This is a genomic window from Sphingomonas bacterium (genome assembly GCF_028289855.1).
Taxonomy (GTDB): Bacteria; Pseudomonadota; Alphaproteobacteria; order Sphingomonadales; family Sphingomonadaceae; genus Sphingomonas.
Genome location: NZ_JAQGKZ010000072.1, coordinates 1 through 13939, shown reverse-complemented (window position 1 = coordinate 13939; position 13939 = coordinate 1). Strand labels below are relative to the sequence as shown.

The 13939-nt window shown below is 66.4% G+C and carries 14 protein-coding genes; 12 read left to right on the top strand and 2 right to left on the bottom strand.

The window, feature by feature from the left end; all coding sequences use genetic code 11:
* Window positions 1–12 precede the first annotated feature (12 nt).
* From JWM94_RS08000 to JWM94_RS07975, 6 genes are read left to right on the top strand one after another with little or no spacing between them, the layout of a single operon-like run.
* Window positions 13–2301 (top strand): bifunctional salicylyl-CoA 5-hydroxylase/oxidoreductase, encoded by a 2289-nt coding sequence (locus JWM94_RS08000; protein WP_299424706.1) that lies wholly within the window; start codon window positions 13–15, stop codon window positions 2299–2301.
* Window positions 2298–3056, top strand: coding sequence for an SDR family NAD(P)-dependent oxidoreductase (locus JWM94_RS07995; protein WP_299424704.1), 759 nt, complete (start codon window positions 2298–2300; stop codon window positions 3054–3056). The genes JWM94_RS08000 and JWM94_RS07995 overlap by 4 nt, the downstream gene beginning before the upstream one ends.
* Window positions 3053–3538, top strand: coding sequence for a MarR family winged helix-turn-helix transcriptional regulator (locus JWM94_RS07990; RefSeq protein WP_299424701.1), 486 nt, complete (start codon window positions 3053–3055; stop codon window positions 3536–3538). Before JWM94_RS07995 ends, JWM94_RS07990 begins: the two co-directional genes overlap by 4 nt.
* Window positions 3535–4344 carry an enoyl-CoA hydratase family protein gene (locus tag JWM94_RS07985; protein ID WP_299424698.1) on the top strand — a complete coding sequence of 270 codons (810 nt, stop codon included), beginning with the start codon at window positions 3535–3537 and terminating at the stop codon, window positions 4342–4344. Before JWM94_RS07990 ends, JWM94_RS07985 begins: the two co-directional genes overlap by 4 nt.
* 1 nt (window position 4345) lies before the next feature.
* Window positions 4346–4747 carry a RidA family protein gene (locus tag JWM94_RS07980; protein ID WP_299424695.1) on the top strand — a complete coding sequence of 134 codons (402 nt, stop codon included), beginning with the start codon at window positions 4346–4348 and terminating at the stop codon, window positions 4745–4747.
* Window positions 4747–6345: an AMP-binding protein gene (locus tag JWM94_RS07975; protein WP_299424792.1), complete on the top strand. Its 1599-nt coding sequence runs from the start codon at window positions 4747–4749 to the stop codon at window positions 6343–6345. The genes JWM94_RS07980 and JWM94_RS07975 overlap by 1 nt, the downstream gene beginning before the upstream one ends.
* Here the strand turns inward: JWM94_RS07975 and JWM94_RS07970 are convergent, their stop codons facing one another.
* Window positions 6346–8121 carry an ABC-F family ATP-binding cassette domain-containing protein gene (locus JWM94_RS07970; RefSeq protein WP_299424692.1) on the bottom strand — a complete coding sequence of 592 codons (1776 nt, stop codon included), beginning with the start codon at window positions 8119–8121 and terminating at the stop codon, window positions 6346–6348. It abuts the gene before it with no gap.
* A gap of 100 nt (window positions 8122–8221) precedes the next feature.
* Between JWM94_RS07970 and JWM94_RS07965 the strand changes: the two genes are divergently transcribed.
* The 4 genes from JWM94_RS07965 to JWM94_RS07950 are packed head-to-tail and all read left to right on the top strand — an operon-like array spanning window position 8222 to window position 11554.
* Window positions 8222–8521, top strand: coding sequence for a hypothetical protein (locus JWM94_RS07965; protein ID WP_299424690.1), 300 nt, complete (start codon window positions 8222–8224; stop codon window positions 8519–8521).
* Between the two features lie 33 nt (window positions 8522–8554).
* Complete coding sequence (locus tag JWM94_RS07960; RefSeq protein ID WP_299424687.1) at window positions 8555–9235, top strand: response regulator transcription factor; 681 nt, start codon at window positions 8555–8557, stop codon at window positions 9233–9235.
* A gap of 41 nt (window positions 9236–9276) precedes the next feature.
* A complete protein-coding gene (locus tag JWM94_RS07955; protein ID WP_299424790.1) occupies window positions 9277–10662 on the top strand; it encodes an ATP-binding protein in 1386 nt (461 codons plus the stop codon).
* 1 nt (window position 10663) lies between these two features.
* A complete protein-coding gene (locus JWM94_RS07950) occupies window positions 10664–11554 on the top strand; it encodes a diacylglycerol kinase family protein (protein ID WP_299424683.1) in 891 nt (296 codons plus the stop codon).
* Here JWM94_RS07950 and JWM94_RS07945 read toward each other — a convergent pair.
* Window positions 11551–12549, bottom strand: a complete 999-nt coding sequence (locus JWM94_RS07945; protein WP_299424681.1) for an LLM class flavin-dependent oxidoreductase — start codon at window positions 12547–12549, stop codon at window positions 11551–11553. The two genes, JWM94_RS07950 and JWM94_RS07945, sit on opposite strands and share 4 nt — an antisense overlap.
* A 79-nt stretch (window positions 12550–12628) precedes the next feature.
* On the opposite strand from JWM94_RS07945, the gene JWM94_RS07940 reads away from it, so the two are divergent.
* Both JWM94_RS07940 and JWM94_RS07935 read left to right on the top strand, forming a co-directional pair.
* Window positions 12629–13294, top strand: a complete 666-nt coding sequence (locus JWM94_RS07940; protein ID WP_299424678.1) for a pyrimidine 5'-nucleotidase — start codon at window positions 12629–12631, stop codon at window positions 13292–13294.
* The coding region (locus JWM94_RS07935; RefSeq protein ID WP_299424676.1) for a 2,3,4,5-tetrahydropyridine-2,6-dicarboxylate N-succinyltransferase at window positions 13291–13939 on the top strand (649 nt) is incomplete at its 3' end. The genes JWM94_RS07940 and JWM94_RS07935, both read left to right, overlap by 4 nt.

Genomic DNA, 13939 nt, shown 5'->3' with positions numbered 1-13939 from the left:
TAAGCCTAAACCATGGTCAGACCCGGTCCGGCGCGCATCCTTTGTCTCGGCGGCGGGCCGGCGGGATTGTACTTCGCGATCTCAATGAAGCTGCGCGACTCGGCGTGCGATATCGAGGTGGTCGAGCGCAACCGCGATGGCGACACATTCGGCTGGGGGGTGGTGTTCTCCGACCAGACGGTCGAAAACTTGATGGCCAACGACCCCGTCAGCGGCGCGCTGATCGCCGACAAGTTCGCGCATTGGGACGACATCGCCGTACATATCCGCGGCGAGACGATCGTATCGTCGGGGCACGGTTTCATCGGCATCGGGCGCAAGACCTTACTGCGTATTCTGCAGGACCGCGCGCGTGAACTGGGCGTGAAGCTGATCTTCGAGACCGAATTCGCGGTCGATCCCGCGCGCTGGGCGGATTACGATCTGGTGATCGCCGCCGATGGCGCCAACAGCAGCGTGCGCAACGCCAATCCGGACGCGTTCGGGGTCGATATCGACGTGCGCGCCAACAAGTTCGTGTGGCTCGGCACGCACCAGACCTTCGACGCCTTCACCTTCGCGTTCGAGGAGACCGAGCACGGCTGGGTGTGGGCGCACGCCTATCGCTTCGACGATGACCTTTCGACCTTCATCATCGAATGTTCGGAAAAGACCTGGGCCGGACTCGGGCTCGACCGGATGACACAGGACGAGACGTGCCGCTTCGGCGACGCGCTGTTCGCCAAGTATCTCGGCGGCTACGCCTTGATGTCCAATGCGACGCATAAGGTCGGGTCGGCAGCATGGCTCAACTTCCCGCGGATTATCTGCGAGCGCTGGTACGCCGGCAACGTCGTGTTGATCGGCGACGCGGCGCACACCGCGCATTTCTCGATCGGGTCGGGGACCAAGCTCGCGCTCGAGGATGCGATCAAGCTCGCTGAGGTGCTCAACCGGCCCGGTTTGTCGCGTGAGGCCGCGCTGGCGGAATATCAGGCCGAACGTTCGGTCGAAGTCCTCAAGCTGCAGAATTCGGCGCGCAACTCGACCGAATGGTTCGAGACGATCGAGCGCTATCTGCATTTCGAGCCGATCCAGTTCGCCTATTCGCTGCTCACGCGCAGCCAGCGGATCAGCCACGAGAATTTGCGGCTGCGCGACAAGGGCTGGCTCGAGGGAGTCGAGCGCTGGTTCCACGGCGGAACTGCCGCCGCGCCGCCGATGTTCGCGCCATTCAAATTGCGAGACATGATGCTGGAGAACCGGATCGTCGTCTCCCCCATGGCGACCTACTCGGCGACGGACGGTAAAACGAACGACTTCCACCTCGTGCATTACGGGTCGCGCGCCGAGGGCGGTGCGGGGCTGGTCTATACCGAGATGACCTGCGTGTCGGTTGAAGGCCGGATCTCACCGGGCTGTGCGGGCATGTACGCGAGCGAACACGTCGCGGCGTGGCAACGGATCGTCGATTTCGTCCACGCCAACAGCCGCGCCAAATTCTGTCTCCAGCTCGGGCATAGCGGCGGCAAGGGCTCGACCGGGCTCGGCTGGGAAGGGATGGACGCGCCGCTGGCTGACGGCAACTGGCCGCTGATTGCCGCATCCGACGTGGCGTGGACGGGCGGCAACCAGCGCCCCCGCCCGATGACCCGCGCCGACATGGACGTGGTCCGCGACCAGTTCGTCGCGGCGACGCGAATGGCGGTCCTTGCCGGGTTCGACATGATCGAACTCCACGCCGCGCACGGTTACCTGCTGTCGTCGTTCATCACCCCGCTGATGAACAAGCGCACCGATGAGTATGGCGGCAATGTCGCCAACCGGTTGCGCTATCCGATCGAGGTCTTTGCCGCGATGCGCGGCGCTTGGCCGAGCGAAAAGCCGATGGCGGTGCGCATCTCGGCCAACGACTGGGCGGGCGATGAGGGCGTAACCCCCGCCGAAGCGGTCGAGATCGCGCGCGCCTTCGCGCAAGCCGGCGCCGATTTGATCGACGTGTCGGCCGGACAGACCTGGGCCGATGCGAAGCCGGTATACGGCCGCATGTTCCAGACGCCGTTTGCCGACCGCATCCGCAACGAGGCGAAGCTCGCGACGATGGCGGTGGGCAACATCTACGAGGCCGATCACGCCAATTCGATCCTCGCTGCGGGCCGCGCCGATCTCGTTGCGCTGGCGCGGCCGCATCTGGTCGATCCGATGTGGACGCTCAGGCAAGCGGCAGCGGCGGGTTATGACGGCGCGTTCGTGCCGCCGCCCTATCGCGCCGGGCAGGAGCAATTGACCCGCATCCTCGCGCGCAAAGTGGACGGACAATGAGGCTCGCCGGCCACCACGCGCTAATCACCGGCGGCGGCACCGGTATCGGCGCGGCGATCGCGCGCGCTCTGGCAGATGAGGGCGCGGCACTGACGTTGGTCGGTCGCCGCCGGGCGCCCTTGGAGGCCATGGCCGCAGAACTGCCGAATGCCGCCATTGCGATCGCCGACGTCACCGATCGCGCCGCGGTCGATCGCGCGTTCGCCGAAGCGCGCGCGGCGCATGGCCCAGTCACTATCCTCGTCGCCAATGCCGGCGCGGCCGACAGCGCGCCATTCGCAAAAATCGATGCCGAAGCGTGGCGGCGCGCGATGGCGGTCAACCTCGATGCGGTGTTCCATTGCTGCCAGGCCGCGTTGCCTGACCTGAAGGGAGCAAGCGCCGGTCGCATCGTCACGATTGCTTCCACCGCCGGCCTCAAGGGCTATGCCTATACCGCCGCCTACACCGCTGCGAAGCACGGCGCGGTCGGGCTGATGCGCGCTCTCGCCGCAGAACTCTCGAACACCGGCGTCGCCGTCAACGCGATCTGCCCCGGTTTCACCGACACCGATCTGGTCGCGGCGGCGGCGGTACAAATTCAGGTGAAGACTGGCCGGAGCGTCGACGATGCGCGCGACGAACTGGCCCGGCTCAACCCGGGCGGGCGGCTGATCAAGCCTGAGGAAGTCGCGGCCAAGGTTCTGTGGTTCTGCCTCCCCGAGCAGCAATCGGTGACCGGCGAAGCGATCGTGATCGACGGGAGCGACGCGTGACCGCCGCCGCGATCCGCGAGAAGCATGACGGCGGGCTCGACGACCGTGCCAGTGTACGGCTGTGGCTGCGGCTGTTGTCGTGCACGATGGTAATCGAGAAGCGCGTGCGCCGCCGGCTCGACGAGCGCTTCTCCACAACCTTGCCGCGCTTCGACGTGCTCGCGGCGCTCGACCGCAACGGTGCGATGACGATGGGCGCGCTGTCGCAGGCGCTGTTGGTGTCGAAGGGCAACGTCACGGCGTTGGTGCAGACATTGAAGGCCGAAGGGCTGGTCGCGATGACGCCCTCAGCGACCGACAGGCGCGCCTCTATCGTGCGGCTGACGCCGAAAGGGGTCACGCACTTCACCGACATGGCAGAGGCGCATCATCGCTGGATCGATGCGATGCTCGCCGCGCTCGGTGCCGAGGAGCGCGCGCAATTGTTCGCGCTGCTCGGCCGCCTCAAGACATCGATCGCCGCCGAGGAGATGCCCGCATGAACCCCGCCACTTTCGCGCCCGAGCATTTCGGCTGGCGCTTCGATTCCGGCGTCGCAACGATCACGCTCGACCGGCCCGAACGCAAGAATCCGCTGACGTTCGATTCTTATGCGGAGTTGCGCGATTGCTTTCGCGCACTCGTCTACACGGCCGAGGTCAAGGCGGTGGTCCTGACCGGCGCGGGCGGCAATTTCAGCTCGGGCGGCGACGTCCACGAGATCATCGGACCGCTGACCAAGATGGCGATGCCTGAACTGCTCGCCTTCACCCGGATGACCGGCGATCTGGTCAAAGCGATGCGCGGTTGTCCGCAGCTGATCGTCGCGGCGATCGACGGCGTGTGCGTCGGCGCGGGGGCGATCATGGCGATGGCGTCGGACATCCGGCTGGCGACGCCCGCCGCGAAGACCGCGTTCTTGTTCACGCGCGTCGGGCTGGCGGGGTGCGACATGGGGGCGTGCGCGATCCTGCCGCGGCTGATCGGTCAGGGGCGCGCGGCGGAATTGCTGTTCACCGGGCGCGTGATGACGGCGGACGAAGGCGAACGCTGGGGGTTCCACAATCGCTTGGTCGCCGCCGGCACGCTGATCGACGAAGCGATGGCCGCGGCGTGCGCGATCGCCGCCGGGCCGACCTTCGCGCACGGCATCACCAAGACTCAGCTCAACGTGGAATGGGCGGTCAGCCTGGACGTCGCGATCGAGATGGAGGCGCAAGCGCAGGCGATCTGCATGCAGACGCAGGATTTCGCGCGCGCGTTCGAAGCGTTCGCCGCCAGGCGCACCCCTGTGTTCGAAGGGAACTGATGTGGCGAATGCGACCTTGCTTCCACCGGGTTGGCCGCGACCGAAGGGGTATGCCAACGGCATCGCCGCCAGGGGCCGGCTGATCGTCACCGGCGGGGTGATCGGCTGGGACGAGACTGAGCGGCTGGTTGCCGACGACCTCGCCGGGCAGTTCCGCCAGATACTGTGGAACACGCTGGCCATCCTCAACGAAGGCGGCGCCACATCTGAGCATATCGTGCGGATGACGTGGTACGTCACCGACATCGCCGCCTATCGCGACAGCTTGGCCGAGATCGGCGAAGCGTATCGCGAGCTGATCGGGCGCAATTATCCGGCGATGGCGGTGGTGCAGGTGACCGCGTTGGTGGAGCCCGGTGCAATGATCGAGATCGAGACGATGGCGGTCGTGCCGTGGCCGTGATGGTCGATCGCTTCGTGCTCGACCGGCTGCCCGCGCCCGAGCGGCAGCCGGTGTTTACCTTCGGCCGGCCCGAACTTCTCTATCCCGACCGTCTCAACGCCGCCGTCGAGTTGATCGACCGCGCGGTGCCGGCGGGCGACGGCGACCGCATCGCCGTGCGCAACGATGCCGGCGAATGGACCTATACCGCATTGTCCGACCTGTCCGACCGCGTCGCACGGCTGCTGACCGAGGACGAAGGGCTGGTTCCCGGCAATCGCGTGCTGCTGCGTGGTCCCAACGGCGCGATGCTGTTCGCGGCGTGGCTCGGCGTGGTGAAAGCAGGTGGCGTGGTGGTGACGACGATGCCGCTCCTCCGCGTGGGCGAGATCGCGGCATTGCTCGACAAGGCGCAGCCGAGCCACGCGATCGTCGACAGCCGCTATCTCGCCGACTTCGCCGAAGCGACGGCGCGGGTCGGTTGCGTCCGGTCGACGCTGACTTATGACGGCGACGCTGGTACCGGTGCGCTGGAGAGGCGGCTCGCGCAAACCGCGCCCGGCTTCGCGGCGGTGGCGACGAACGCCGACGACCCCGCGCTGATCGCGTTCACCTCGGGCACCACCGGCAATCCCAAGGGCTGCGTCCATTTTCACCGCGACATCCTGGCATGCGCCGATGCGTTCGCCGGCAATCTCGTGCGGCCGGCGCCCGGCGATGTGTTCTGCACCTCGGCACCGATCGGATTCACCTTCGGGCTCGGCGCGACGTTGGTCTTTCCGTTTCGCTTCGGCGGCACCGCCGTCACACTCGAACAGGCGACGCCGCAGGGTTTGCTGGATGCGGTCGCGCGGCATGGCGTCACGACATTGTTCACCGCGCCGACCGCGTACAAGGCGATGCTCGCGCTTGGCGCGCAGGCGGCCAGCCTGCACACCTGCGTCTCCGCCGGGGAACATTTGCCCGCGGCGACGTGGCAAGCGTGGCGCGACGCGACCGGCATCGCGATCATCGACGGCATCGGCGCGACCGAGATGATGCACATCTTCATTTCCGCCGCGGGCGACGCGATCCGTCCCGGCGCGACGGGCAAGGCAGTGCCCGGCTATACGGCATGCGTACTCGACGCCGACGGACAACCGCTCCGGGAGGGCCTCGGCCGGCTGGCGGTGCGCGGGCCGACCGGCTGCCGCTACCTCGCCGACGACCGCCAGGCCGTGTACGTTATCGACGGCTGGAATGTCACTGGGGATACTTATCGCTGCGATGCCGACGGCTATTTCTGGTATGTCGCGCGGTCGGACGACATGATCGTGTCGTCGGGCTACAACATCGCCGCGCCCGAAGTCGAAAACACGCTGTACGCCCACCCGGCGGTCGCGGAATGCGCAGTGATCGGGGTGCCGTGTCCGACCCGCGGACAATTGGTCAAGGCGTTCGTCGTGCTCGCGCCCGGCCGCGACCCGGCACCGGCATTGGCTGAGGCGCTGCAGGCGCACGTCAAGGCGACGATCGCGCCTTACAAATATCCCCGCGCGATCGAATTCGTCGATGCGCTGCCGAAGACAGCGTCGGGCAAGATACGACGATTCGCATTGCAAGCGCCGCCGGCCGCCTGATCAGCCGAGCGCATCGACCTGTTCGGCGAGGTCGAGCCAGCGCAGTTCGGCCGCTTCCTTTTCGGCGCGAGCCTCCTCGATCTTCCTGGTCAACGCTGCGAACTTATCCGGATCGCGCGCGTAGAGCGAGGGATCGTGAAGCGCATCCTCATCGCGCGCGATCGCCGCCTCGATCTCCTCGATCCGCTTGGGCAACAGATCGTAGTCGCGCTGGTCCTTGTAGCTGAGCTTCGGCGCCTTGGGTTTTTCGGGCGATGCGACGGGCTTGGCGGACGTTTTCCTTGGCTCGGCCTTCGGCTTCCTCTTGGCCTCCCAATCGGCATAGCCGCCAGCGACGATGTCGACCGTGCCCGATCCGTCGAGCCCGAGCGTCAGCGTCACGGTGCGGTCGAGAAAGTCGCGATCGTGGCTCACGATGAGCACGGTGCCGTCATAGTCGGCGATGACTTCCTGGAGCAGGTCGAGCGTTTCGAGGTCGAGATCGTTGGTCGGTTCGTCGAGCACTAACAGATTGGAACGGCGAGCGAATTCGCGCGCGAGTAGCAGGCGCGATCGTTCGCCGCCCGACAAGGTGCCGACGCGCGCCTCGACCATGTTGGGGTCGAACAGGAAATCCTTGAGATAGCCGTGGATGTGTTTCTTGACGCCCAGCACCTCGATCCAGTCGCCGCCATCGGCGAGCACGTCGCGGACGCGCTTGTCGGGCGCCATGAGCTTGCGCTGCTGGTCGATGACCACACCGTCAAGCGTCTTCGCCAGCTTTACCTGGCCTTGGTCGGGCTGGAGTTCGCCAGTCAGCAGCTTCAATAGCGTCGTCTTGCCCGCGCCGTTAGGCCCCACCACGCCGATCCGGTCGCCGCGCGTGATGCGCAGGGTGAGGTCGCGGATGATCGTGCGGCCGTCGAACCCCTTCGACGCGTGCTTGGCGTCGATCACCACCTTCGTCCGCACGTCGTCGCTGCCGGTGACAAGCGCCGAGGTGCCCTGCGGGCCGAGCATCGCGGCGCGTTCGGCGCGCATGTCCTTCAACTTGGCCAGCCGGCCCTGATTGCGCCGCCGCCGTCCGGTGACGCCGCGTTGCAGCCAATGCTCCTCGATCTTCAACTTCGCGTCGAGCCGCTGCGCGTTGCGCTCTTCCTCGGCGAAGACCTGTTCGGTCCAGGCGTCGAACCCGCCATAGCCGACTTCGGCGCGGCGGATCGTGCCGCGGTCGAGCCACAAGGTCTGCCTGGTCAGTCGCGTCAGGAAGGTGCGGTCGTGGCTGATCACGACGAACGCGCCCTTGAACCGGTTGAGCCACTCCTCGAGCCATTCGATCGCCGCGATGTCGAGGTGGTTGGTCGGCTCGTCGAGCAGCAGCACGTCGGGATTCTGCGCCAGCGCGCGAACGATTGCGGCGCGGCGGCGCTCGCCGCCCGAGGCGGTGGCGGCGTCGCGCGACAAGTCGATGCCGAGCTGATCGGCGATCGCGTCGGCTTCGTGCGGTGCGGGGGGGGGCGGTTCGGCATGCACGAAATCGGCGAGCGTCGCGAACCCGTCGACGCGCGGGTCCTGTTCGAGCAGCACGACCCTCGTACCCGGAACGATCGACCGCCGCCCTTCATCGTCATCGATCGCTCCCGCGATCAGCTTCATAAGCGTGGTCTTGCCCGCGCCGTTGCGCCCGATCAGCGCGAGCCGGTCGCGCTCGCCGATATACAGGTCGAGGTGGCGGAACAACCAGCCGCTGCCCTGGACGAGGCCAAGGTTTTCGTAAGAGAGAATTGGAGCCGCCATGAGCGCGGCTATCTAGGGCTTGGCGCTGGGCGCGCAACCTTCCGCTACCTGACAGTCGTGTTCACAGGGTGTTCAAACCGCCATCGCTATGCGATCCGGGATGGTGATGTTTGCGTTGCTTGCCCTGGCCCTTTCTCCGACGGCGATTCCGGCGGATGCGGAGCCGTGCCAGCGCCGCGACCAGGACCGCGCGTTCAAGGCGATGCGCGAAGGTCGCATCCTGCCGCTCCCCGAAATCGAGCGCCGCGTCATCCCGACGATGGCGGGCGCGCAATATCTGGGGCCGGAGATCGACCCCGACACCGGCATTTACACGCTCAAGTTCCTGCGCAATGGAACGGTCATCTGGGTGCGGGTCGATGGCCGTTCGGGCCAGATCATCGGCCGCACGGGTTATTGAGCGGTCACAACCGCTCTCTCTAAGGGGACCACAATGCGCGTTCTGATCGTCGAAGACGAACCCAATCTGGGCCAGCAGCTCAAGAACACGCTGGAAGGCGCGGGCTACGCGATCGACCTTGCCACCGACGGCGAGGAGGGGCTCTTCCTCGGGGAGACCGAGAGTTACGACGCGATCGTGCTCGATTTGGGTCTGCCGGAGATCGACGGGCTGACCGTGCTCGATCGCTGGCGCAAGCAGGGCAAGACCACCCCGGTGTTGGTGCTGACCGCGCGCGACAGCTGGTCGGACAAGGTCGCCGGACTCGATGCCGGCGCCGACGATTATGTCGCGAAACCGTTCCAGACCGAAGAGCTGATCGCTCGCCTGCGCGCGTTGATCCGCCGCGCGTCGGGCAATGCGTCAAGCGAGTTGATCGCGGGCGACGTCCGGCTCGATACGCGCAGCGGCAAGGTGACCTTGGCTGGCGACCCGGTGAAGCTGACCGCGCAGGAGTATAAACTCCTGTCCTACCTGCTCCACCACAAGGGCAAGATCGTCAGCCGGACCGAGCTGATCGAGCATATCTACGATCAGGATTTCGACCGCGATTCGAACACGATCGAGGTGTTTGTTACGCGCATCCGCAAGAAGCTGGGGCAAGACGTCATTACGACGATCCGCGGGCTGGGCTATAGCCTCGACGATCCCGACGGCCCGCCGCGCGCCGAATAAAGTGATCGCCGGTGGCTGAACAGGATCCGGTCACCGGGACGATGGACCCCGCGCTCGCGGCCGACGCGCCGCGCCCGCTGCCCGCAACCCGAGTCACCGGGTCGCTCGGCCGCCGGATGATCGTCATCGCGGCGTTGTGGATCCTTGTCCTGCTCGCCGGCGGCGGATGGGCGCTCGACCGCGTGCTGACCAGCGCGGTCACGACCAATTTCGACGACCAACTCGATTACGTGCTGACCTCGCTGTTCACCTCGGCCGAGATCGGTCCCGACGGCGAAGTGATCTTCAATCGCGAACCCGCCGACCAGCGCTTCCTCGAACCCTATTCCGGCCTCTATTGGCAGGTGTCGGCGCCGGGCAAGGAAGCGTTCCCGTCACGGTCGTTGTGGGACCGGCGGATCGCGTACGGCACCAACCACACCGACCTAGAAGTCCATGTCTACGACAGCAATCAGTTCAAGGGCGAGCCGCCGCTTCGTATCCTCGAACGCGACGTGAAACTGCCCGGTTCGCCGGTGCGCTGGCGGTTCCAGGTGGCGCAGAGCCGCGAGCAACTCGATGCCCAGATCAACGCGCTGCGGCGGACATTGGTGCGCTCGTTCCTGCTACTGGCGCTCGGGCTGATCGTGCTGTCGGGGTTGCAGACCTGGTATGGCCTGCGTCCGCTCCGCCGATTGCGCGAGGAAATCGCGCGGCTGCGCGGTGGGCGCTCGGCGCGGATCGAGGGAGCGATGCCCGCCGAAGTCGCGCCGATGGTCGAGGAACTCAACGCGCTGATCGAGCATAACGATCGCCAGGCCGAGGAAGCGCGGCGCCATGCCGGCAACCTCGCGCATGCGCTCAAGACGCCGCTGACCGTCATCATGAACTCGGCGACCGCCAAGTCGGACGATCTGTCGGAAACGGTGGTGCGCGAGGCGCGGACGATGCGGCGCCAGGTCGATCACCATCTGGCGCGCGCCCGCGCCGTCGGGCGGCGCGGATCGGCGCACAGCCGCGCCGATGTGTGGCCCAGCCTCGATTCTGTCGAGCGAGCGGTCGGGAGGCTCTATCCCCATGTTCGCATCGACGCCGACGGTCCCAAGGATCTGAAGGTCCATGTCGAGCGCCAGGATCTCGACGAAATGCTCGGCAATCTGATCGAGAATGCCGCGAAATATGGCGGCGGGAGCGTGTTCGTGACGGTCGGCGCGCAGGCCGGGTTTGTCGAATTCCAGGTCGAGGATGACGGGCTGGGCATTCCCGAGGAAGAGCGCGTGCGCATCTTCGACCGTGGCGTTCGGCTCGACACCGGCAAGCCGGGGACCGGATTGGGGCTGGCGATCGTTCGGGACGTTGCGGAAATTTACGAAGGAACGGTCAGTTTGGAAGAGAGCGACGATCTGGGCGGGTTGATGGTCCGCTTGCGCCTGCCGGCGGCGAGCTGAGTTGGCGCGCGCTCTTCCGGTTATCGTCAATAAGAATGGTGGCACCGCGGCGAAGCTTGGCGACAAGCTCGACGATACGCTGACGAACGCGTTCAGGGCGGCTGGGACGGCGGCCGATGTACAGGCGCTCGACGGCGGTGAGGTCGGCGATGCGATCGCCAAGGCGGCCAAGACCGGCCGCGTCGTTGTCGCGGGCGGTGACGGAACAATGGCGTGCGCTGCGCAGCAATTGGCGGGAAGCGATGCCGAGCTTGGTTTGCTCCCGCTCGGTACGCTCAACCACCTCGCGCGCGATCTTGGGCTGCCGACCGATCTGGACGAAGCCGCCAAGGTTGCCGCGACCGGCACGGCGACCGCGATCGATGTCGCCGAGGTCAATGGCCACGTGTTCGTCAACAACGCCTCGATCGGGCTCTACCCCGCGATGGTCCGGACACGCGAAGGGCTGCAGGACGGCAAGGGTTGGCCCAAATGGCTGTCGGCGATCCCCGCCGCCTACGCCGCGCTCGACCGCTTTCCGCACCATCGGCTGCGGGTCGATCTCGGCGATGGCGAACGGTCGATCGTCACGCCGTTGCTATTCGTCGGCAACAACATCTACTCGCTCGATAAGGGCGATCTCGGCCAGCGCGGGTCGCTCACCGACGGCAGGTTGTCGGTTTATGCGGTCGCGCGGCGCAGCCGGTTGTCGCTGCTATGGTTTGCCGCGCGTGCGCTGGTCGGGCGTGCACAGCGCGACGCGGATTTCGTGACGCTTGGCGAATGCGAAAGGTTGAACGTGTCGTCGGGCAGCGACAGCATCGAAATCGCGCTCGATGGCGAAGTGCAGCGGCTCGATTCGCCGCTCGAATTCCGGATCAGGCCGGGGGCTTTGAACGTCGTGGTCGGCTAGGCCACCACCGCCAGTTCCCGCATCGCCTCCGCCGCAAGCGCGACGCTCCGTTTGCGCGCGGCCACATCGTAGATCGAGCTCGACACCATCACTTCATCGATGCCGGTGCGGTCGATGAAGGCCGCAATGCCGCGCGCCACAGTCGGCAGACTCCCAACCGCCGAGCATTGCAGGACAAGGTCGAGGATCGCGGCGTGTTGCGGCGGCAGGCTGTCGCGATAGCCCGCGACCGGCGGCGGGAGCTGGCGCGGGTTGCCGGTGCGCAAGGCGACGAACGCCTGTTGCTGCGAACTGGCGAGGAACTCAGCTTCCTCGTCGGTGTCGGCGGCAAAGACGTTGAACCCCGCCATCGCATAGGGCTTGGCGAGTGCGGCCGACGGGCGGAAATCGCGGCGGTAGATCGCCAGCGCCTGATCGAGCGCATCAGGCGCGAAGTGCGAAGCGAAGGCGAACGGCAGCCCGAGCATCGCGGCAAGCTGCGCGCCAAACAGGCTCGAGCCGAGGATCCACAAGTGCGGGTCGGCGCCCGCGCCCGGCGTCGCGCGGATGCCGGTCTGGCCGTCGTCGGCGAAATAGCTTTGCAGCTCGAGCACGTCGCGCGGGAAGGCGTTGGGGTCGGTTTCCAGCGTGCGACGGATCGCTTGCGCGACGCGGCCGTCGCTGCCCGGGGCGCGGCCGAGCCCGAGGTCGATGCGGCCGGGAAACAGCGCGTCGAGCGTGCCGAACTGCTCGGCGATCACCAGCGGCGCGTGGTTGGGCAGCATGATCCCGCCCGCGCCGACGCGGATCGTGCTGGTCGCAGCACCAACATGCGCGATCACCACCGCCGTCGCCGAACTGGCGATCCCCGCCATGCCGTGATGCTCGGCCACCCAGTAGCGCGAATAGCCGTGAGCTTCGGCGTGCCGCGCCATATCGGCGGCGTTGGCGAGCGCTTGCGGCACGTTGCCGCCTTCGACGACGGGGACGAGATCGAGCAAGGCGAAAGCGGTCATCGTCCGAAGATAGGTTGCCCGACGAAACTCTCAACCGCCGTGCCTTGCCCCCGCGCGGTACGGCTCTTAGGGCGGAGCCGTGCTCGCCAGCCTCGCCCCGATCCGCAACTGGATTTTCGACCTCGACAACACGCTCTATCCGCATGGCGCGCGGTTGTTCGAACAAGTCGACCGGCGGATTACCGCATACATCGCGCGGTTTTTCGACGTCGGCCATGACGAGGCCTACCGCATCCAGAAGGGCTATTTCCACACGCGCGGCACGACGCTGGCCGGATTGATGGCCGAGCACGGCGTCGATCCGCACGAATACCTCGCCGACGTCCACGATATCGAGATGGACATGCTAGAGGAAAACGCGCCGCTCGCTGCCGCGATCGCCAAGCTGCCGGGGCGCAAGATCGTCTTCACCAACGCCGACGAAATTTACGCGCGCAAGATCCTTGCGCGGCTCGGGCTGGGCGAGAGCTTCGAGGCTATCCATGATGTCCACGCGCTCGATTACCGGCCCAAGCCCGAGCCGTCGGCCTATCGCCATATCTGCGATGCCTACGATCTCGACCCGCATGAATGCCTGTTCGCCGACGACATGGCGCGCAATTTGAAGCCGGCGAAAGACATCGGCATGACGACCTTGTGGGTCGACAATGGCAGCGAACAGGCCGAGGATTTTGACCGCGCGCACATCGATTTCGCGACCCGCGACATCACCCATTGGCTGCACGAGATACTGGAGGAAGCATGACCGATTTAAGCGCGACGATCGACGCCGCGTGGGAAGACCGCGCGAACGTCTCGATCGGGACGACCGGCGCGGTGCGCGACGCGGTCGAGGCGGCGCTGGCGCTGCTCGACTCGGGTGGCGCGCGCGTCGCCGAGCCGTCGGGCGACGGCTGGGTCGTCAATCAGTGGCTCAAGAAGGCGGTGCTGCTGTCGTTCCGGCTCAACGACAATGAAGTGATCGACGGCGGCGCGGCAGGCGCGCCAGCATTCGATAAGGTGCCTTCAAAATTCGCCGGCTGGGGCGAGAACCGCTTTCGCGACGCCGGTTTCCGCGTCGTTCCCGGCGCGGTCGTGCGGCGGGGGTCGTTCATCGGCCGCAACGCCGTGCTGATGCCGAGCTTCGTCAATATCGGCGCGTATGTCGGCGAGGGGACGATGGTCGATACCTGGGCGACCGTCGGCAGCTGCGCGCAAATCGGGAAAAACGTCCATATTTCGGGCGGGGCGGGGATCGGCGGGGTGCTCGAACCGCTCCAGGCAGATCCGGTCATCGTCGGCGACGATTGTTTCATCGGTGCGCGTAGCGAAGTCGTGGAGGGCGTTCGCGTCGGCGAAGGCGCGGTGCTGTCGATGGGGGTGTTCATCGGCAAATCGACCAAGATCGTCG